Source organism: Bradyrhizobium sp. P3_C3, from assembly GCF_056402655.1.
In genome coordinates this window covers 82,976-102,215 of sequence record NZ_JBFUGY010000004.1, presented here as the reverse complement: position 1 = coordinate 102,215, position 19,240 = coordinate 82,976, and the positions used below count along the sequence as shown (strand labels likewise).

The 19,240-nt window shown below is 59.9% G+C and carries 19 protein-coding genes; 15 read left to right on the top strand and 4 right to left on the bottom strand.

All coding sequences use genetic code 11. The annotated features are described in order from the left end of the window. Positions 1 to 302 precede the first annotated feature (302 nt). Together AC1DW2_RS06630 and AC1DW2_RS06625 are read left to right on the top strand one after the other, a co-directional pair. Positions 303 to 764 (top strand): hypothetical protein, encoded by a 462-nt coding sequence (locus tag AC1DW2_RS06630; RefSeq protein WP_477005502.1) that lies wholly within the window; start codon positions 303 to 305, stop codon positions 762 to 764. A gap of 1,018 nt (positions 765 to 1,782) precedes the next feature. After that, entirely contained in the window at positions 1,783 to 2,394 is a 612-nt protein-coding gene (locus tag AC1DW2_RS06625) for an LOG family protein (protein WP_477005501.1), read from the top strand. Between the two features lie 534 nt (positions 2,395 to 2,928). Here AC1DW2_RS06625 and AC1DW2_RS06620 read toward each other — a convergent pair. Continuing rightward, a complete protein-coding gene (locus AC1DW2_RS06620; protein ID WP_341850537.1) occupies positions 2,929 to 3,345 on the bottom strand; it encodes a winged helix-turn-helix transcriptional regulator in 417 nt (138 codons plus the stop codon). 42 nt (positions 3,346 to 3,387) lie between these two features. Here AC1DW2_RS06620 and AC1DW2_RS06615 point away from each other — a divergent pair, with 42 nt between their 5' ends. The 3 genes from AC1DW2_RS06615 (at position 3,388) to AC1DW2_RS06605 (ending at position 6,391) form a co-directional block, all read left to right on the top strand. Then, a complete protein-coding gene (locus AC1DW2_RS06615; RefSeq protein ID WP_477005500.1) occupies positions 3,388 to 4,566 on the top strand; it encodes an alkene reductase in 1,179 nt (392 codons plus the stop codon). A 105-nt stretch (positions 4,567 to 4,671) separates the two neighbouring features. Next, complete coding sequence (locus tag AC1DW2_RS06610; RefSeq protein WP_085400573.1) at positions 4,672 to 5,244, top strand: OsmC family protein; 573 nt, start codon at positions 4,672 to 4,674, stop codon at positions 5,242 to 5,244. 145 nt (positions 5,245 to 5,389) lie between these two features. Then, the gene (locus tag AC1DW2_RS06605; RefSeq protein WP_477005499.1) at positions 5,390 to 6,391 is read left to right on the top strand and encodes an adenylate/guanylate cyclase domain-containing protein; all 1,002 of its coding nucleotides are present in this window, start codon (positions 5,390 to 5,392) and stop codon (positions 6,389 to 6,391) included. Between the two features lie 241 nt (positions 6,392 to 6,632). On the opposite strand, the gene AC1DW2_RS06600 is transcribed toward AC1DW2_RS06605, so the two are convergent. Together AC1DW2_RS06600 and AC1DW2_RS06595 are read right to left on the bottom strand one after the other, a co-directional pair. After that, positions 6,633 to 7,709, bottom strand: coding sequence for an MFS transporter (locus AC1DW2_RS06600; protein WP_477005498.1), 1,077 nt, complete (start codon positions 7,707 to 7,709; stop codon positions 6,633 to 6,635). A 121-nt stretch (positions 7,710 to 7,830) separates the two neighbouring features. Continuing rightward, positions 7,831 to 8,856, bottom strand: coding sequence for an RES family NAD+ phosphorylase (locus tag AC1DW2_RS06595; protein ID WP_477005497.1), 1,026 nt, complete (start codon positions 8,854 to 8,856; stop codon positions 7,831 to 7,833). A gap of 805 nt (positions 8,857 to 9,661) precedes the next feature. Here AC1DW2_RS06595 and AC1DW2_RS06590 point away from each other — a divergent pair. After that, positions 9,662 to 11,827 carry an ATP-binding protein gene (locus tag AC1DW2_RS06590; protein WP_477005496.1) on the top strand — a complete coding sequence of 722 codons (2,166 nt, stop codon included), beginning with the start codon at positions 9,662 to 9,664 and terminating at the stop codon, positions 11,825 to 11,827. Here the strand turns inward: AC1DW2_RS06590 and AC1DW2_RS06585 are convergent. Further along, the gene (locus AC1DW2_RS06585) at positions 11,824 to 12,000 is read right to left on the bottom strand and encodes a hypothetical protein (RefSeq protein WP_477005495.1); all 177 of its coding nucleotides are present in this window, start codon (positions 11,998 to 12,000) and stop codon (positions 11,824 to 11,826) included. The genes AC1DW2_RS06590 and AC1DW2_RS06585 overlap by 4 nt on opposite strands. Positions 12,001 to 12,249: 249 nt before the next feature. On the opposite strand from AC1DW2_RS06585, the gene AC1DW2_RS06580 reads away from it, so the two are divergent. From AC1DW2_RS06580 to AC1DW2_RS06540, 9 genes are all read left to right on the top strand, one after another. Further along, a complete protein-coding gene (locus tag AC1DW2_RS06580; protein ID WP_063981213.1) occupies positions 12,250 to 13,596 on the top strand; it encodes an ABC transporter substrate-binding protein in 1,347 nt (448 codons plus the stop codon). Between the two features lie 103 nt (positions 13,597 to 13,699). Continuing rightward, positions 13,700 to 14,659 carry a carbohydrate ABC transporter permease gene (locus tag AC1DW2_RS06575; RefSeq protein ID WP_014492573.1) on the top strand — a complete coding sequence of 320 codons (960 nt, stop codon included), beginning with the start codon at positions 13,700 to 13,702 and terminating at the stop codon, positions 14,657 to 14,659. Continuing rightward, positions 14,656 to 15,609, top strand: coding sequence for a carbohydrate ABC transporter permease (locus AC1DW2_RS06570; protein WP_028150087.1), 954 nt, complete (start codon positions 14,656 to 14,658; stop codon positions 15,607 to 15,609). Before AC1DW2_RS06575 ends, AC1DW2_RS06570 begins: the two co-directional genes overlap by 4 nt. After that, positions 15,606 to 15,818, top strand: a complete 213-nt coding sequence (locus tag AC1DW2_RS06565) for a hypothetical protein (RefSeq protein WP_477005494.1) — start codon at positions 15,606 to 15,608, stop codon at positions 15,816 to 15,818. The genes AC1DW2_RS06570 and AC1DW2_RS06565 overlap by 4 nt, the downstream gene beginning before the upstream one ends. Positions 15,819 to 15,824: 6 nt before the next feature. Further along, positions 15,825 to 16,922, top strand: coding sequence for an ABC transporter ATP-binding protein (locus AC1DW2_RS06560; protein ID WP_477005493.1), 1,098 nt, complete (start codon positions 15,825 to 15,827; stop codon positions 16,920 to 16,922). Beyond that, positions 16,915 to 17,922 carry an ABC transporter ATP-binding protein gene (locus AC1DW2_RS06555; RefSeq protein WP_477005492.1) on the top strand — a complete coding sequence of 336 codons (1,008 nt, stop codon included), beginning with the start codon at positions 16,915 to 16,917 and terminating at the stop codon, positions 17,920 to 17,922. Before AC1DW2_RS06560 ends, AC1DW2_RS06555 begins: the two co-directional genes overlap by 8 nt. Then, on the top strand, positions 17,919 to 18,533 hold the full coding sequence (gene dhaL, locus AC1DW2_RS06550) for a dihydroxyacetone kinase subunit DhaL (RefSeq protein ID WP_063981217.1): 615 nt from the start codon (positions 17,919 to 17,921) through the stop codon (positions 18,531 to 18,533). The genes AC1DW2_RS06555 and dhaL overlap by 4 nt, the downstream gene beginning before the upstream one ends. After that, positions 18,530 to 18,931, top strand: a complete 402-nt coding sequence (gene dhaM, locus AC1DW2_RS06545; RefSeq protein ID WP_028150082.1) for a dihydroxyacetone kinase phosphoryl donor subunit DhaM — start codon at positions 18,530 to 18,532, stop codon at positions 18,929 to 18,931. The genes dhaL and dhaM overlap by 4 nt, the downstream gene beginning before the upstream one ends. Further along, positions 18,924 to 19,238, top strand: a complete 315-nt coding sequence (locus AC1DW2_RS06540; RefSeq protein WP_477005491.1) for an HPr family phosphocarrier protein — start codon at positions 18,924 to 18,926, stop codon at positions 19,236 to 19,238. Before dhaM ends, AC1DW2_RS06540 begins: the two co-directional genes overlap by 8 nt. The last annotated feature ends 2 nt before the right edge of the window (positions 19,239 to 19,240 follow it).

Genomic DNA, 19,240 nt, shown 5'->3' with positions numbered 1-19,240 from the left:
GACGGCGACAATTAGACTTCTTCACCGGCTCGGATATGTCTCAGTCGCAACGGCAGTGCTTACGAAGGCCCCTGTGCTGTTCTTGGCACTGGCTCGGATCAACCACCTCGGCGGTGGCGGGAGGCATGTGGATCTTTCCGCGATGCGAGCCCCCCGGGCAACTGTCTAGCTGCGCCGGGCAGTCATCGCGGAACGAAATCGGGACCAAGTCCCTTTCTGCTAACCGCGCCAGCCCCAGAGCCATAATCTCGGCTGATTCCGGCCCGACCTTGCCAGGGCTGAAGGGTGGGGACCCGTCGAAAGTGATCCGATTGTTTGCCTTGGGAGTGGCTGGCCTGGTGGCGCTGGGTGCTGTTGCGGCGCTTGGTCGAAGCGCTGCTCCAGTCGCCTCCGCTACAGTCGCGCCCGAGATTGTGAGCTACCCGGTTGTATCCGGTACCAAGGGTGACCGACTGCTCGCGGCCCAAAAGGAAGATGTGGCGCTTGCCGTTTCCGCCGCGGCCACGATAGATCCGAAACCGACACCCGAGGTCGTCGTAGCGACGCCTGCTCCTCAAGCGAAGGCCAAGCCGAAAGAGCCAGCCTTCATTCCGCGTCATTGGCACGATAACGCCGCTTCCGGCTACCAAATCCGCAAGCGCAGCACTGCCGAGTCAAAAGACGCTCAATCCAGAGCGATCGAGAGGCCAAAACAGAGCTGCAGCCAGGGCGGGCTAAGTCCGCTGCTTCGAAAGCTCAATCTGCAACCGAACTGCGAGCTTTGATCTCCGCAACGGCCGGAGACAGCCTGCGCGGCCGATTGTCGAAGTTCCAGACGCGCGCGTTCGGATCGGACAATGCAGAAGCGGAGCGTACCCTTTCGGGCATCAGCATGGGCGGCGGCTATTCGAACGATACGCGAGCAGCGAGAGCGCCACGATCAACCTCTTTCCAAGGCTGCGGAGCCAGAAGAGCTTAGGCCTGCAATCGAGCAGAGCGGCGATCGCGACCGAAAAAGGCCGAGACCTCTAGGAGGTCTCGGCTAAGTAAGGGAGGAAACGACCATTCGCCCGGTATATGACCAAGCCCGTAGTCCGCGACGGAACTCTAAAATCTAGATGTGCCGTGATCGCGCGACGTGCCGCTTTCGCGTGTCAATGATATTTGACGAGCTCGAGCTCGTGAGATTTGCAGCCGCGTTGCACCTGACATGCGTTCTGCAACTCGGGCATAGGCATCACCGTGCAACGATCAGCCGTGCGGTCGTGGCGATGCGAGCAACGAAGACGAAGTAAGTCACTGATAATCTTGGTGGGTCCGGCAGGACTCGAACCTGCAACCAGACCGTTATGAGCGGTGAGCCAACCTGACCTCGCATAGGGCAGGGCTGTTCTACAGCAACTGTGCCAAAGGGCACTTTTGGGCGCGAATGCACCTAAACTCGTTGTCCTCCGCTGTAGCCCGTTGAAATCACAGCAAACGCGAACGCCCTCCGAGCGCACCATAAACCCAAAGCGGAGATACGTCGTCGCTATGGGCTTCATACTAGGCGAGCATCCGCCTCGGGAATTCTGCCAGGAGATCGCGCGAAGTTATTTGCTATCACGACGCTCGAGACGGACTCCCTTTATACGTCTGAGCGATAGAGGAGATGGGACTGAAGGCTAAGCTACATGCCCGCTTATCGCGCGATAGGAGACCGCCATCCCTTGGTCGGCCATCGTCAGCTCTTGGACCCAAAGCGGACTCTGGCGAGCAAGAACGAGCTTGACGCAAGGCCCGTCCATCGGGTCTATCCCCATCATGAGCAAGTTCAACGCAGTCTGCGTTTATTGCGGTTCCTCGCCCGGTCACGATGTTGCCTACGTTGAGGCAGGCGAACGATTGGGACGCGCTCTTGCTACATCGGGATTAACGCTGATCTACGGCGGCGGTACCCATGGTGTGATGGGCGCGGTAGCTCGCGGCACACTGAATAACGGCGGTAAGGTCGGCGCGATCATTCCGAGATTTCTTACAAACTGGGAAACGACGACTGATGCGCTCAAGATGTTCGAAGACTTGACGATCACAGACACCATGCACGAGCGCAAGCAGAGAATGTTCGAGCGTTCTGATGCCTTCGTGGCACTTCCGGGTGGTATCGGCACCGTCGAAGAAATCGTGGAAATCATGACTTGGGCCCAGCTTGGGAAACACCGTAAGCCGATAGTTTTGGTGAATATCAAAGGCTTTTGGGCGCCTATGATGGCGATGCTGGACCACATACGCAGCGCAGGTTTCCTTCATAGAGACCACCTGCTTCAACCCATTATCGTTGATCGTGCCGACGACGTAATTCCTGCGATTGTCGCCGCCGCTGCTAATGATCGCGCGTCCGAACACGGTGTTTCGTCGATCATCGACAAGATGTAGATTTCTGCGTCCTCAGGCATAATGAGGCCGGGTGCCGTTGGCTTCTGATGTTGGCCCATCAGCGAAGTCGCGACACGTCTCGCTATGGTCAGCTTGGTGGGGCGCCCCGGACGAGATTTGCCTACGTTGAGTTCTTCGCTTTTTGACCCAGAACGGACCTCGCCCTGTTCTGGTAGGAGCATAGCTCGCACGAGCAACCGGGTTGCACTGGGCCATGCCGATCCGGGCGGCTTCACGCATGCGTTTCAGGGCTGGGCGGGCGTAGCGCCGAGCGAATGGCGGGCCAACTGATTGGCATCGGCCCAACCTGGTTATCGACGTGACCGGCACGTCAAGCTAATCGGCGTCGCTCGCCTCGCGGCACAATGCACGGCCCGCAACAGCGGCCAAAACAGGATTCCGAAGAACCAGCAATAATGAAGAGGCCGCCTTAGTTGGCGGGCTCTTTATTTCAGTCAAGCGCTGCCGCGCGGGGCTTCGTCTCACGTATTAAGGAATGCGCCTGAACTCTCGGACAGCGATACCCATCAAGCGTCAGGCCGTACGATCTCGAACGACAGCATCGCATGGCACAAGCCGATCGACCTCATCGAGCTCCTTGGCATGATGGGCGCCCCATGAGCGAAGGGAATCCAGCACCGGCCGCAGGCTTTCGCCGAGTGGGGTGAGCAGGTATTCGATCCCTTGGCGATGCCCGGCGCTGGACTGCCGGCTCACCATTCCATGTACTTCGAGCGCCCGCAGTTGCTCTAACAACACCTTCTGCGAGATGCCGACAATGCGCATCTCGAGCTCGCAGGTGCGTTGCGGACCATCCAGCAGCACATCGAGGATCACCGCCTTCCAGCGTCCCGAAAAGACGCCTAGCGCGCGCTCCACCGGTAAGCCCGGTAGTCTCTTGATGATCTTCATCCGCCACTGACCAAAGGGTGTGTAGATGGAAATGACCACCGAAGAATAACCTTCGGCAGAAACCTGCTCGAAGGATGATCTATGACCGACTTGTTCGAATCTCAACTGCTCGGCGGCACTGTTCCGCTGAGGAACCGCATCGTCATGCCGCCCATGACCCGCACGCGAACGTCCGAGGGCGACCTCCCGACCGACGGTGACCTCCCGAATGCGCTGATGGCGACCTATTACGGCCAGCGGGCCAGTGCCGGCCTGATCATTACCGAGGCCGCCGATGTGGATCAGTCTGGCCATGGTTACGCGAGGACACCCGGCATCCACTCGGAAGCTCAAATGCAGGGCTGGCGTCTGGTGACCGATGAGGTTCACCGTCATTGCGGCACGATCTTCCTGCAGTTGTGGCACGTCGGCAGGATGGCGCATTCCTCGATTCTGCCGAACGGTCAGGCTCCGGTGGGCGCAACCGAGCAGCGGGCCGACGGCTCTTCGGTGTTTGCTCACCGGTCGGACGGCCGATTGGGTTATATGCCTACGGAAACACCGAGGCCTCTCAGCACGGAGGAGGTGTTGGCCATGGTGGGCACCTTCGCCAAAGCCGCCGCCAATGCGCGGAAGGTCGGATTCGATGGTGTCGAACTGCATGCGGCCAACGGCTATCTGTTCGAGCAGTTCATGAGCTCGGTGCTCAATACGCGCACCGACCGCTACGGCGCGCGCAGAATGGAAGATCGTACGCGCCTCCTGTTGGAAGTCGTCGATGCGGTGGTGGCTGAATTCGGTCCGGGGCGCGTTGGCGTTCGCCTGTCTCCGTTCGGTAAGTACGGCTCCATGCCGACTGACCCTCTTGTCGAGGAAACGTTTCTGTACCTTGCCGAGCAACTGGGGCGCCGCGGCGTGGCATACATCCATCTGCTCTACGAGCTGATGCCCGACGCAAACATGGAGATGGCGGAGTTCAAGCCTCGGTACCTCGACCACGCTCTGCTTGCCAAGGCTAGGGCGGCATTTCGTGGCACCTTCATCTGGTGCGGCGGCTTCAATGACCGCGAGCGCGCCCAGGCTTCGCTCGACACCGGATTAGTCGACCTGATCGCCTTCGGCAGGCCGTATATCGCAAACCCGGACCTGGTCGAGCGCCTCAAACACGGCTGGCAGTTGGCCGTAGCGGAACGATCGACTTATTACACCCGACGCGGCGAGGTGGGGTACACGGACTTCCCTGCATATCAATCGGTAGCGCTGCACGCGGTAGCAGACTGACCGGGACGGCGGGTCGAGCAGCAGGTCAGCGCATCCACAGGCGCTCGCGACGCTGCAAAAGTCCAAATGCGAAGTCTAACCTAATCCCAAGCAAAGGAGTCCCATGTGAGTGCACCAACGAAGCCTGCCGACCCCACCATCGTCAACGGCATCAATCTCGACGATCTCTTTGCGCTGATCGACGACGTCAAGCGCGAACCGGCCAAAGGCAAGACGAACTGGCATGTCATCACGACCTGGCAGGGCCAGACGCGGAGCCGCGCAGAAGTTGAGAGTTATGAGGTCGGCGGAGAGCAGGTGTCACGCCGGTTCTCGATCGACATCGACGAGCCCCGCGAACTCGGCGGATCGAACAATTTCGCCAATCCGCAGGAGCATCTGATCGCGGCGCTCAACGCCTGCATGACCGTCGGATACGTGGCGCAGTGCGCGGTGCGTGGAATCACCCTCGAAAGCTTGTCGATCGAGACCGATGGCGACATCGATCTTCGTGGCTTCCTCGGGATCGATCCTGCCGTGCCGCCCGGCTACGAGACCCTCAGCTATACCGTCCGGATCAAAGGCCGTGGTACAGAAGAGCAATTCGCTGAGGTTCACGAGGCGGTGATGGCGACCTCGCCCAATTTCTACAATTTATCCCGGGCTGTGGCTCTCGAACCTGTCTTGATTGTCGAGTGATTGCACGATGGCGCACATCCCGGACGAAGTCCGTCAACATTGACACTCCGACCTAGGCAACGTTGATGTACGGCATTGAGTCTCATGAACGATTTGATCGGGGGAGTTTTCAACTCACTCGGAAACGAGCTAGTAGGCTGCACAGATGTTCTATTCGGCGCGCCCACACTCCCTCGGTCCAGCCATTGTGCTGGCAGCTTGCATCTTCCTCATGGACACGCTGTCGTCTCTTCAATTTGCTGTGGCCTCTCTGTACGTAGCTGTCATTTTGATCAGCGCATACGATCTTCAATGCCGTGGCATCATTTTGACCGGGATTTGGTGCGCGGCGTTGACCGCGCTTAGCTATGTGCTTACACACGGATTCACGGTAGCTGGCACAGCGCCGTTGAGATCTTTAATAAGCTACGTATCGATCACGATCACGGTAGTCTTGGTGATCAGGAATCGTTCGGCAAACGAGCGCCTTGCGGAAGTCAAACGAGAGCGCACAAACCTAGCGCGTTTCTTCTCCCCAAAAATTGTTGAACAGCTTGTTCAGATCGACGTGCCCCTTTCTGTCGCGCGGCGCCAGAAAGCAGCGGTGCTATTCGCCGACATCGTGGGATTTGCAGCACATGCATCTGGCAAGGCGCCTGACGAAGTCATTAAGCTGCTGCGCGATTTGCTAGGCTTGCTCAGCGAGGCCGTCTTTATATGCGAGGGCTCGATAGATAAGTTCCTCGGGGACGGTCTCATGGCCGTGTTCGGGCCGCCGATTTCCAGCAAGCAAGATGCAACAAACGCAGCGCTCTGTGCATTGCAGATCCATGAGCGTCTTGGCCGTTGGAATGAACAACATGCTGACAACCCCGATATGGCCATTCGCGTTGCCGTCGGTATCCACTGCGGCGAGGTTGTACAGGGCGATGTTGGCACCGACAAACGGCTTGAATTCACGGTGGTCGGCGACGCTGTGAACATCGCGAGCCGTGTCGAAGCTTACTGCCGGGTTCTTGATGCGACGGTGCTCGTCACAGGCGATTTTATACGATGTCTTCTTGCGGAGGGTAGCTTCGACCTCGCCAAAGCTTTCACGAGTGAAGGCAAGCATCGGCTTCGAGGCTACAAAGAGCCCATTCAACTCTATAGTTTAAAAGCAGGGTGAGCCTTCGTACGTCCGAGCATGGATTGCACGGATCCGAGATCAATCAAACCCGGTGTGTGATATTGGGGTGGATGGTTGCTTGAGGACAAGGGCGCCTGTTTGAATACGATCAAGCGCGGTGTTTTCAGACAGCCAGGGTCAGAGGTCGACCGTTTGGAGCGCAGCGTGTCTAATAAAGGCCAGAAGACGCCGCTCCAGCCGATATCCAACGTCTCAACCTCGGGGTGGGGAGGCGCGGCCGCTAGCCAGCACCGACAGCAGTGCGGCCACGCCGAACGCCGCCGCCACCCAGCCGAGCCGATCCACTCCGCCATGGGCGATGACCAGCGCGCCAAATGGCCGCGCCTGTAGCGCTGCCTAGATAAATGGCCGACGAGTTCAGCGACAGACTGACCGCGGCCAGAGCTGGGCTTAGCGCGACCAGCCGCGCCTGCTGTGCCGTCATCAGGCCCCAGCTGGCCAAGCCCCAGAGCAGAATGGCTGGTAACATAGCGAGCATGGCTCGCGCAGGCTCGAGCGCCGCGCCCAGCAAGAGGACAAGATAAGCCAAGACGGTTAGGCCACCGCCCACGATCACGGCATGGTCCGCACCCCAGTGGTCCGCCGCGGTGCCACCGAGCCGGGTACCGGCCGCGCTGGCGACTCCGAAGCCGAATAACACGAGAGCCAGGCCCTGAGGTCTGATCCCGGCGACATCTGCGAGGAAGACGCCCAGATACGTATAAAGCGTGAAGGTTGCAGAGACCGTCAGCACGCTGGTCGCCAGGATCGCCATCATGTCGGGGCGCTTGGCTAGTGCCCAACGCTCTCCGAGACCCGCAGTGGAAACGGGCGGCTGACACGGCATTCCCACGAGGATCCCGAGCGGCGAGAGTGTCGCGAGCCCTCCGACGCTGAGAAAGGTCGCGCGCCAGCCGAAGCTTTCTCCGACCAGCACTCCGAGCGGCACGCCGGCGATGATTGCCAAGGTCAGCCCGTTGGTGACCATTGACAAAGCCCGACCCCGCCGCTCCGGTCCACCCAGTGCGGCTGCATATCCGCCGGCGGCCGGCATGAAGCTGGCGGCAGACAGGGCCAGCAGCAACCGAGCTATGAGCAGCTCGGCGTAGCTCGGTGCCAATGCGGCGAGCAGATTCGCAATGCTGAATCCTGCCATGGCGATGGCGAGCAAGCGCCGCCGTTCCAGTCCGGCGGTCAGCATGGCTATCGTGGGGGCGCCTATGGCGTAAGCGAGGGAGAAGGCGGTGACCAGGTGGCCGGTGGCGGGCAGGGTGACATCCAGGTCTCGCGCCAAGCGTTGCAACAGTCCGGCAATCATGAAGCCTTCGGTTCCGATCGCGAAAGCGCCGAGTGTCAACCAGAGCAGTGAGTTTAGCGATCCAGGCACACCGAGCCCTCGTACATTGGAACACGTGTGTTCTACGATTGCCTCGATCCGCCTAAATATCGATGCTGCCGTGCTTTTCCTGACGGTGTCGTTTCACCGCGAATTTGTCCGTGGCGAATTCCACGCTCCTTACGCGATGCACCCGCACGCTTTCGGGCATGATGCGTAGACTATAGTCGCGCCAATCAGCATCGCGAGGGGCAGCCGGCGCAGCTTTCGCGGTTGCAACGGCGGGGCATGTCGGCTCTTGCTCGTTGTTATCAACGTCCCCCTGAGTTGACGGAACTTTCTCAAGCACCTCGTAGTCGTCCACCCAGCCATCCTCTGCCCAACGGCCCGTGCTCGCGCTGATCTCTGCCCTCTCTGGCACGTTCACGGGCTCAACACGGGCCGCCCCTTGAAAAAGGACGATATTAAAAGCGTCTCCGACCGCCTGTACTGATGGAAAGATGATGCCATCAATAGGCGCCGAGACCTCTGTCGCAAGAAAATGGACCATGGCTTCCGTTGCAAGATACTCAGACCCATCGTCATCGGGCATTGCCGGCCGCGTGAGACGTGACCTTAGCAACCTCAGAAAAACAGCACCCTCCATCCTCCCAGCCAGCCCGCAATCAGCAAGGCCTTCAGTGATGCGGACGTCACCGAGGGTGGTCACGTCGAGCAGTCGAAGCGTTCTGATGATCTCGAATTGAGCCACCGCGATCCGACTACCAACAGGTGGCCGCACCTCGGCGACAGCCACTTTCTGATTGTTTGCACCGTAGAAAGCCGAGATACCGCGCGCATTCATGCGACCGGCCGCCGCTGAGGGCACTTGCGGTGAGCCGAGGTGGATGTCTGGCCTGGTGAGGGCTGCTTTTAGCTTGTCGTCAGATTGAAAGACCCGGGCGCGATAAAGGGTAGGGAAATCCGTTCCAGGACCAGCATCCAAGATGAGCGGGTGGCCTTCGCGCGCTTCCAGTTCGCCTATGCAATCGAAGAACGATGCGAGATTTTCCGCTGCTTTCGGGCTGAATAAGCGCGCCTCAGCTTTGAGTAGATTCGCCAGGCTGCGCCATCCCGTACCTAGAGTCATTCGTGTTCTCCTGAGAACTACCGCGCCCTGGCCGAGCAAAGACGGCTGACGTGATCACGCCCACCGCTTTAGAACCGTCGTGCCACGGGTCGAAGTTGCATCTGCCGTTGGTCATGACCGATAGATGCGCGATGCGCGCTCTTAAAACAGTACCAAGATTGCTGATTCTGGCTGTACCACCGCGCGATGGCACGGCGCTCGCGAGTAGGGCGGATTGCGGGGCCGAAGCGGCAATATGCGTCTTTGAAAGCAGGTGCCGGATGAAGCTTACGCGGTCGCGCATGTTCAACGAGCGGTAACTTGTGGTTCTCACGATCGTGATTGGAGTGATGAACGCCTATAAGCGTATGGCGATTGGCAATCGAAATGCACAGCAAACTCCGGGACGATTTGAATACGGCAGAGAATGACCATCTTGTCGCGCCTGTTGGCGCAGTCGCGTTATTGCCCGCTATCTCGATTCAGGCGTACAACGAAGTTAACCTTCGGCGCGCGCGCCAAGTGGACGTACAGAATCAGGCGCTCGGTCTCGCTAAGCTCGCCGCCGAACAGCAGCAACAGATCGTTCAGGGCATTCGGCAGGTCCTGATTGCGCTGTCCGAACTCCCTGCGATAAAGGCGAAAGATAGCAAGGGGTGCAATGCGGCGATGGCAGGGATGAGGTCCCGGTTTCCGGCTTTCCTCACTTTCGTCGCKACCGATCTGAGTGGCCAGCCCTTCTGCGATACAAACACRGATCGCAAGCCGGTGAATGTCTCCGGGCGTCCCTACTTTGCGGAYGCGTGGGAAGACGGGYGCGTTTACGGTGGGACAATTCTCGATCGGTCTGTCCGTCGATCGGAAAYTCATTCAGTTTGCGCTGCCTTTCTACGGAGATGATGGTCAGCCAGGGGGCGTCATCATTGCGCCTCTCGGCCTGGACTGGTTAGCGGACTACATCGCGCGCGCGGGTGTTCCGGCGGGAGACGCGCTGGCCATCACCGATCGCAACGGCACCTACCTTGCMCGCTATCCGGACAATGACCGATTTGTCGGTAAGAAATTGGTTCGCGCTGGTGATGAGAGGCAGTATGGCGACGGTCTCGCAGCCGACCTGGTTGATGTCGACGGCGTCGAGAGGATCGTGGGTTTCTCGGCTCTCGGGCCCGATTCTGGGGGACTTCGCGTCAGCTTCGGCCTCGACAAGGCGAACGCCTTTGCCGAGATCCAGAGCCGGACCCGACACGACATCTTCCTCATCGCCCTCAGCGCCATGATGGTGCTGGGCCTGACGCTGCTCGGMGCCCGGCAATTCATCCATCGGCCGCTCGGACTATTAGTTGACGCCGCGAACCGATGGCGCCTCGGCGACTATGCTCGCCGKGTGAACATCCGCGGCAGTTCTGAAATCGCRGGCGTAGCCGGCGCCTTCAACACCATGGCYGATGCGCTGGATCGCCGCGAGCAGGAATTGTCCGATGCAAAAGAGAAGGCCGAGGACGCCGCGGCCCGGCTTACGATGCTCTTCGAAAGCACAACCGACAGCGTCGTGATCGTCGAYCACGATTGGCGGATCAGCTTCTTCAACCAGAGGGCCTGGTCTCAGATCGCTCAGGGGCGTGATCTSATTGGAATGCACCTGCAGGCGTCGCTTCTGGATGCCSSCGATACGGGAATCGTCGAGCAGCTTCGGGAAGTCATGTCGGACCGCCGTCCGGTTTCGTTCGAAGCGCACTGTCCTCGTCGTGCCRCATGGTATGCGATCAACGCGTTTCCTTCTGGCGAAGGGATCGCGRTCTTCTTTCGAGACGTCACCGAGCAAAAGCATGCYGTGGAGGCGCGCCAGCGCATCGARGAGCAGCTTCATCAGAGCCAGAAGATGGAGTCCGTCGGACAGCTCACGGGCGGTGTTGCCCATGACTTCAACAACCTGCTTGCCGTCGTTTCGGGAAACCTTGATCTCATCGAGCGCGCGGCAAATGACGGCAAGATCCGGCGCTTCGCCGCGACTGCGCGGCGTGCCGCCGACCGGGGGGCGAAGCTCACCGCACAGCTCCTCGCTTTCTCTCGACGGCAAAAGCTCAACCCTAAACTGATYAATGCCAACGAGCTGATCTCCAACTTCCAGGGGCTCGTCCGTCAGGCGGTCGGCGCAGAATGCGAGGTCAGGCTGAAGATCGACGAGCGATTGTGGCTCTGTCAGGTGGATCCATCCCTGCTGGAGACTGCCCTTCTCAATCTAGCGCTGAACGGCCGCGATGCGATGCCGGGCGGCGGAGTGCTCGAGATCGAGGCGCGGAACGTCGTTCTGGATSGGGAAGCCGTCGCTGGATGTCCGGCCGGATCATATGTGAGGCTGTCCGTCTCGGATACGGGGCAGGGGATGTCTCCCGAGGTGCGAGACCGGATTTTCGAGCCCTTCTTCACKACCAAGGAAGTTGGCAAGGGCACTGGCCTCGGTCTCAGCATGGTGTATGGCTTTGTCCGGCAATCCGGTGGCTATATTTCAGTCGAAAGTGCCCCTAACGCCGGCACCACGATCTCRCTGTAYCTGCCGAGAGCCAATCAGGAGGCTCGCGACGAGGTGGAAACTGAACAGACCCGGGCTATGCCGGGAGGYTCCGAGCGAATTCTTTTGGTCGAGGACAATGAAGATCTGTTGGAAGTCGTGTCTGCAATGCTGACGAGCTTTGGCTATCGGATTCGCCTTGCTCACAACGGTACCGAAGCCATCCGAATTCTCGACAGCGATCAGGGGTTCGATCTTCTGTTCAGCGATGTCGTCATGCCGAATGGTCCCAATGGCGTCGAGCTTGCTCGCGAAGCAAAGCGGCGGAACAGCAGGATCAAGATATTACTTACGTCGGGCTACGTRGGAGACGTGCTCGCGCGTCAYGGGGCGACAGACGAGTTCCCGATTATTCACAAGCCCTTTGGCGTGKCCGAACTCGCTCAACGTYTGCATTCTCTTCTTCAGAAAGAAGATAGTTAGGCAGGCACGAAGCCAGACGGCATCGCCGTCCATAGCGACAATGCGTATTCGTCTCTAGAGCCAGCCATCTCGCGGTTCTTGCAGATCAGGTCGAGGCAGCCGTGCGCGAACGCAAAGTCCCTGACGTAACTTAAGGTGGCGCAGATCGCATAGCCAGTACCGGTTGAGCGCATGGTTGCTGCCTCAATTTCGCGAGGGGCACCATGACCGAGCGACTTAAGAGCGTGCTTGCAATGTTTAGTATATAGTGTTTCACTAAACAAATCGAGCTTGGCTGAATCCCTAAGAATCCAGGCAGGCGCGAGGAAACGTCCGTTTAGTCGTTCAGCCCGTGAAGGACTGTATCGCTCTGCTCGAAGCATTCGAGCGGGTTGGAGAGTCGCGCCATGTCGATGGCCGGCCCCACTGGGAGGGAAAGCGTTATGAAACAGACAGTAAAGGCGCTTCTTACTACGTTCGGAGTTCTCGCATCCGCGCTCGGTGTCGGAGTGGGGACTACTCCTGCGCATGCGCAGGCCAAGACCATCACGCTGTGCTGGGCCGCGTGGGATCCTGCCAACGCCCTGGTCGAACTGTCGAAGGATTTCACCGCCAAGACCGGCGTCGGCATGAAGTTCGAGTTCGTGCCGTGGACCAACTATGCCGACCGCTTCCTGAACGAGCTCAATTCGCATGGCTCGCTGTGCGATCTCATCATCGGGGATTCGCAATGGATCGGGGGCGCCGCCGAGAACGGTCAGTACGTCAAGCTCAACGATTTCTTCACAAAGGAAGGAATCAGCATGGACGACTACATGCCGGCGACAGTGGTCGGCTATTCCGAGTGGCCGAAGAACAGCCCGAACTATTGGGCGCTGCCCGCCATGGGTGACGCGGTGGGCTGGACCTATCGCAAAGACTGGTTTGCGCGGCCTGAGATCCAGGCGGATTTCAAGGCCAAGTACGGCCGCGATCTCGCCGTGCCGAAGACGCTCGATGAACTGCGCGACATCGCAAAATTCTTCCAGGGCCGCGAGATCGACGGCAAGAAGGTCTATGGCGCTTCGATCTATACCGAGCGGGGCTCGGAAGGCATCACCATGGGCGTGTCGAACTACCTCTATGATTACGGCTTCCAGTATCAGGATCCGAAGAAGCCGTATTCAATGGACGGGTTCGTCAACTCGCCTGGCGCCGTGAAGGGGCTCGAGGCCTACAAGGAGCTCTACAAGTGCTGTACGCCCCCCGGCGCATCCAACTCCTACATGTCCGAAGGGCTTGATGCGTTCAAGTCGGGGCAAGTCGCGCTTCAGATGAACTTCTTCGCCTTCTTCCCGGGCCTCTACAAAGATCCGAACGTCGGTGGGGACAAGATCGGCTTCTTCAGCAATCCCGCCGGCCCCGCGACCCGGGCGACGCAGCTCGGCGGGCAGGGCATCTCGGTCGTTTCTTATTCCAAGAACCAGGCCGAGGCGCTGCAATATATCAAATGGTTCTCCGGTGGAGATGTGCAGAAGAAGTGGTGGGCGCTGGGCGGCTATTCCTGCGCCAAGTCAGTGTTGAACGATCCGGGCTTCCCGAACAGCGCGCCGTTTGCCGGCGAGTTTTTGAAGTCGATGGGAATGGTCGTCGACTTCTGGGCCGAGCCTTCCTATGCCCAACTCCTGCAAGCCGAACAGAAGCGCGTGCATGACTACGTGGTGGCGGACAAGGGCACCGCGCAGGAAGCGCTCGATGGCCTGGTAAAGGACTGGAAGGCGATCTTCAAGGAAGAAGGCAAGAAGTTCTAGGGCAAACGCCTGGAGCGCACGCCGAGCGCGCTCCAGGCTCTCTTCGGTAGAACCCGCAGGCGTCGCATAGTCGACAATCGCGACGCCAGGATTGACCAGGGCCATGAACGATTTGAGCACTTCGTCGCAGATCACCTACCGGGCCGTCCCGATCCGACCAGGCGTGATACGTCGTATCCGCGGCCTTTCGGACCAGGCGCTCGCATGGCTCTTCATCACACCGACGATCGTGCTGCTGCTGGCGATCAATATCTTCCCGCTGGTATGGACGATCTACCTGTCATTTACCAACTACCGCGCCAATCGGCCGAACGCGCCGACGCTATGGCTGGGGACCGATTGGTACCAGTCGATCCTGACCGATCCGGATATCTGGGCGGCAATGCAGGTCACGGCGCATTTCGTGGTTTGGACCGTGCTGATCGAGACTGTGCTCGGATTCGGCCTCGCGTTCCTGATCGACAAGAAATTCCGTGGCCATGGCCTGTGGACCACGATCATTCTGTTGCCGATGATGCTCTCACCAGCGGTTGTCGGCAATTTCTGGACCTTCCTCTATCAGCCGCAGATCGGGCTGTTCAACTACGTGGTCGCCTTCTTCACGGGGCGCGGCGCTTCGTCGTTCCAGATGCTGGGAGACGTGACCCTCAGCCCGTGGGCCATCGTCATCGTCGACGCCTGGATGTGGACGCCCTACGTGATGCTGATTTGCCTGGCCGGGCTGCGTTCGATCCCGGATTACATCTATGAGGCGGCGGAGGTCGATCGCGCGTCGAATTGGCGGCAGTTCTGGTCGATCACGCTGCCGATGGCTCTGCCGTTCATCATGCTCGCGGTGCTCTTTCGCGGGATCGAGAATTTCAAGATGTTTGACATGGTCAACCTCCTGACCGGAGGAGGGCCGGGCTCGACCACGGAAGTCGCTTCGATCACACTGAAGCGCGCAGCCTTTGAGAGTTGGCGAACCGGCTATTCCTCGGCCTTCGCGATCATTCTGTTCGTGACAGTGTTTGGCCTTGCCAACATCTACGTCAAGGCGCTGAACCGGGTGAAAAGCAGATGAGCGCCTCAAATGCAGCCCACTCAGTCGTCGAACCGTCGACCGGCACTCGCCGCTTTGCCGGCCTGCTCGTCATACTCTATGCCATCATAACGATGGTTCCGCTGATATGGATCGTGCTCACCTCGTTCAAGTCGCCTGACGATGCGATCTCCTATCCGCCGAAGGTCCTCTTCAAGCCCTCCCTTGAAGGCTATTGCAATGTCTTCACAACACGCTCGCGTCAGACTCAGGAGTTTATCCAGACGCTGGGGCCGCCGCAGGGGCTTTGTGACAACATCGCGCGCAGCCGCAACATGGTTGTCGCCGGGCCGTCGAACTACGTGCCGCGCTTCATCAACTCGCTGATCATCGCCTTTGGCTCGACGGTGCTTGCCGTCGCGCTCGGTACGCTTTCGGCTTATGGTTTTTCGCGCTTCCGCGTGCCTCTCAAGGACGACCTCCTGTTCTTCATTCTGTCGACCAGAATGATGCCGCCAATCGCGGTCGCGATCCCGATCTACCTGATGTACCGGACCGTCGGGCTATCGGATACCCGTCTCGGGATGATCCTGCTCTACACTTCGGTGAACGTCTCGCTCGCCGTCTGGCTACTCAAGGGCTTCATCGACGAAATCCCGCGTGAATACGAAGAAGCGGCAATGATCGATGGCTATACGCGCTTTCAGGCGTTCGTGAAGGTGGTTCTACCGCAGGCGACGACGGGGATCGCGGCGACGGCGATTTTCTGCCTTATTTTTGCGTGGAACGAATACGCCTTTGCTGTGCTTCTGACCTCTGGCAACGCTCAGACCGCGCCCCCATTCATTCCGATCATCATTGGCGAAGGCGGCCAGGATTGGCCGGCCGTAGCCGCCGGCACGACGATCTTTCTTGTGCCGATCGTCGTGTTCACGGTGCTGCTTCGCAAGCATCTTCTGCGCGGGATTACCTTTGGGGCCGTTCGCAAATGAACCTTGATGTGAACACGTCAACGCCGAACGTCAGCCTGACGACCAGAATGTTGCGGCGCGGTCCGCTGGAGGCCATCGCGACGGCGATCATTGCCGCAGGCGTGGTCATGCTGATGCAGCCGTTTTTTCTAACGCTTTATTCCTGGTCTTTCGCGGTCACTCTCTTTGGGACGGTGATGTTCACGATCGTCTCGAAGGTCCGGGAGTAGCGCTCGATGGCACAGATCAGGGTCGAAGCGCTCGACAAATCCTTTGGAGAGTTTCACGCAGTCAAGGGCGCGAGCTTTACGGTGGATGACGGACAGTTCCTTTGTCTGCTTGGGCCGTCCGGCTGCGGCAAAACGACAACGCTGCGGATGATTGCAGGACTGGAATTGCCGACATCCGGCACGATCAGGCTCGACGGTGAGGACGTGACGATGAACCGTGCCTCCGCGCGAGATATCGCCTTCGTCTTCCAGCTATTTGCGCTCTATCCGCACATGAATGTCCGGCGTAATATCGGCTTTCCGCTCAAATGCGAGGGCATCGGAGCCGCGGAGTGCGACCGGCGCGTGGTGGAGGCCGCTCGGATCCTGCGTATCTCCCACCTCCTTGATCGGTCGGTTTCGACCCTCACCGGCGGCGACCGTCAGCGCGTCGCGCTTGGGCGGGCGATCGTCCGCAAGCCGAAGTGCTTCCTGATGGACGAGCCGCTCGGAGCGCTCGATACCGAGATGCGCGAGGCGATGATCCAGGAATTGCGCGCGCTGCATGACCGGCTTGGCGCGACCACCGTTTACGTCACGCATGATCAACTGGAGGCCATGGCAATGGCGGACCAGATTGCGGTGATGAACAACGGCGTGGTCGAGCAGATTGCGAGTCCGCGCGACATTTATGACCGGCCTGTTTCGCTCTTCGTCGCGGACTTTATCGGTTCTCCAGCGATGAATTTCCTGCCGTTTCGCGGCAGCCTGCAAGCCGGGGCGCAGGCGATCCGGCTCGGGGATCGCGACGTTGCGATACCCACCGCACGCGAGGCTCTGGTGGAGAGCGACCTTGTCCTGGGCGTCAGACCCGAGCATGTGCGTTTTTCCGATAGCGGCATGGTGCGGGGCGAGATCTATGGGTCGGAATATCTCGGCACGACGCAGATCGTGACGGTGACGACGCCTTACGGCGCTCTCAAGGCCCGCTCGCCCGCCAGCATGCCCTTTCGGATTGGGATGAATGTCGGGCTCGATTTTCGGCCCGATACGTTGTCGCTCTTCGACCAGGGGTCGGGACGGGCAATACGCACCACATTGCACGAGGGAGGCAAGCATGGCTGAAGTCGAGATCGGCGCGGTCTCCAAGGCGTTTGGCAAGACGCAAGCCGTCGTCGATCTGTCCCTCACCATTGGAGATGGCGAATTCGTTGCGTTGCTGGGGCCGACCGGCGCCGGCAAGACGACGACGCTGCGTCTCGTTGCCGGATTAGAGGCGCCCGACAGCGGTTCGGTCCGCATCGACGGACGCGATGTGACCAGTGATGCGCCGGCGGATCGTGACGTCGCCTTCGTATTCCAGCAATATTCGTTGTACCCGCATCTGACCGTGTTCGAGAACATGGCCTTTGCGCTACGCGCGCCGACTCGGCGCCTGCCGGAGGCCGAAATTCGCGCAAAGGTCGAACAGGTTGCGCGTCTTCTCCATATCGAGGCCAAGCTCCACAGCAAGGCGACCCAGTTGTCGGGCGGGCAGATGCAGCGCGTTGCGATTGGCCGCGCTCTGGTGCGCTCGCCCTCGATCTACCTGATGGACGAGCCGCTTTCTTCGCTCGATGCCAAGCTGCGCGGTGAAATGCGCCTGGAGCTTAAGCGCATCCAGATCGATCTCGGCGCGACGATCCTCTACGTCACCCACGATCAAACCGAGGCTATGACCATGGCATCGCGCATCGGCGTGATGGAGGCCGGGCGGCTGATGCAGATCGGCACGCCGCGCGAGATTTACGAGAACCCGGTCAACGCCTATGTCGCTGCCCGGCTCGGCCAGCCGATGATCAACCTGCTGCCGGCAACTCTATTTGCCGGCGTTCCGCCCGGCGTTAAGACGATTGGCGCTCGTACCGAGCACCTGGCGATCGCACGCAGCGGCGGGGACGTGTCGGCCACCGTCACGCGGGTCGAACATCTCGGCGACCAGAGCCATGTCCATCTCGATCTCGGCGGCCGACCTGTCGTGACGTTGGCGGACCCTGAGGCGAGGTTAGACGTCGGCGACGTCGTGTCGCTACGCCTTAACAGGCCGCTGTTCTTCGATGCGGCCGGCGGGAGGGTCGCGGCATGAGTCTCGATCGGACCTCTAGGGAGAATCTGGTGCGGGCGCTTGCGGAATCGGTGATCCAGCACGCCGACGAACTGACCAGCCTCGACCAGGCGATCGGTGACGGCGATCATGGGCTGAACATGAAACGCGGCTTCGAGGCCGTGCTCGCGACGTTGCCCGGCCTTGCGGACAAGTCTCTGCCAGAAATGCTGAAGTCGATCGGAATGACGCTGGTCATGAAGGTCGGCGGGGCTTCTGGGCCGCTCGTTGGCACCTTCTTCATGGAGTTGGGCAAGGCGCTTCCAGAGCAGCCAACACGCGCGGAGTTTGTCGCGGCTACGGATATGGCAATCAATGCCGTAAAGGCGCGCGGACGCTCGGAGGCAGGACAGAAAACCTTGCTGGATGTCCTGGTGCCCGTGCAAGCGGTATTGGCTGCAGGCGGCGATGCGCGGGCGATTGCGTTAGAAGCGGTGCAGGCGGCAGATCGCACGACGCCGATGCTCGCTATTCGCGGCAGGGCTTCTTTTCTCGGCGAACGCTCCATTGGTCACATGGACCCCGGTTCGCGCTCAACGTCCCTGTTGATCGGGGCTGCAGTCAAAGTATTGGAATTCGAGGCAAGGTCATGAACAATCCAAATGGCGGCAATGTCGGAATCGTTATCGTTTCACATTCGCCCAAGATAGCGGAAGGCGCGGCAGATATGGTGCGCCAGATGGTGGGCAATGCGGTGCCGCTCGCCTGGACCGGCGGCGATGTCGATGGAGGGCTCGGCACGAATGTTGCTGGAATCCTGGAGGCGATCGAGGCGGCGTGGTCCGCAGCAGGTGTGGCTGTGCTCGTTGATCTCGGTGGAGCGGAGACAAATTCCGAGATGGCAGTGGAAATGTTGGCTGAAGATCGAAGGGCGCGCGTCGTCGTCTGCAATGCTCCGGTGGTCGAAGGAGCGGTGATTGCAGCGACGGAATCCTCGGGTGGCTCATCGCTCGCAGCCGTTAAGCGTAGCGCGGAGGAATTCTATGCATGATGCCCACGCCAGCCGGGCAGGTGAGACGTCGGTGCCGCTGACCGCCTCGGTGGTTCTCGTCAACAAGGTCGGACTTCATGCGCGGCCGTCGGTCAAGCTCACGCAGTGTGCGAAGAGGTTTGCCGCAAAGATCGAACTCGCCCTCTCTGGAGACGGGCCTTGGACGGATGCCAAGAGTCCGGTGAAGGTGATGCGTGTAAAAGCTCCGCAGGGGGCGACGCTGCATTTCCGGGTCGCCGGACCGGACGGAGAGGTGGCGCTGGCTGCCATGCTTGCGCTTGTGCATGACGGTTTTGGTGAGGCTTAACG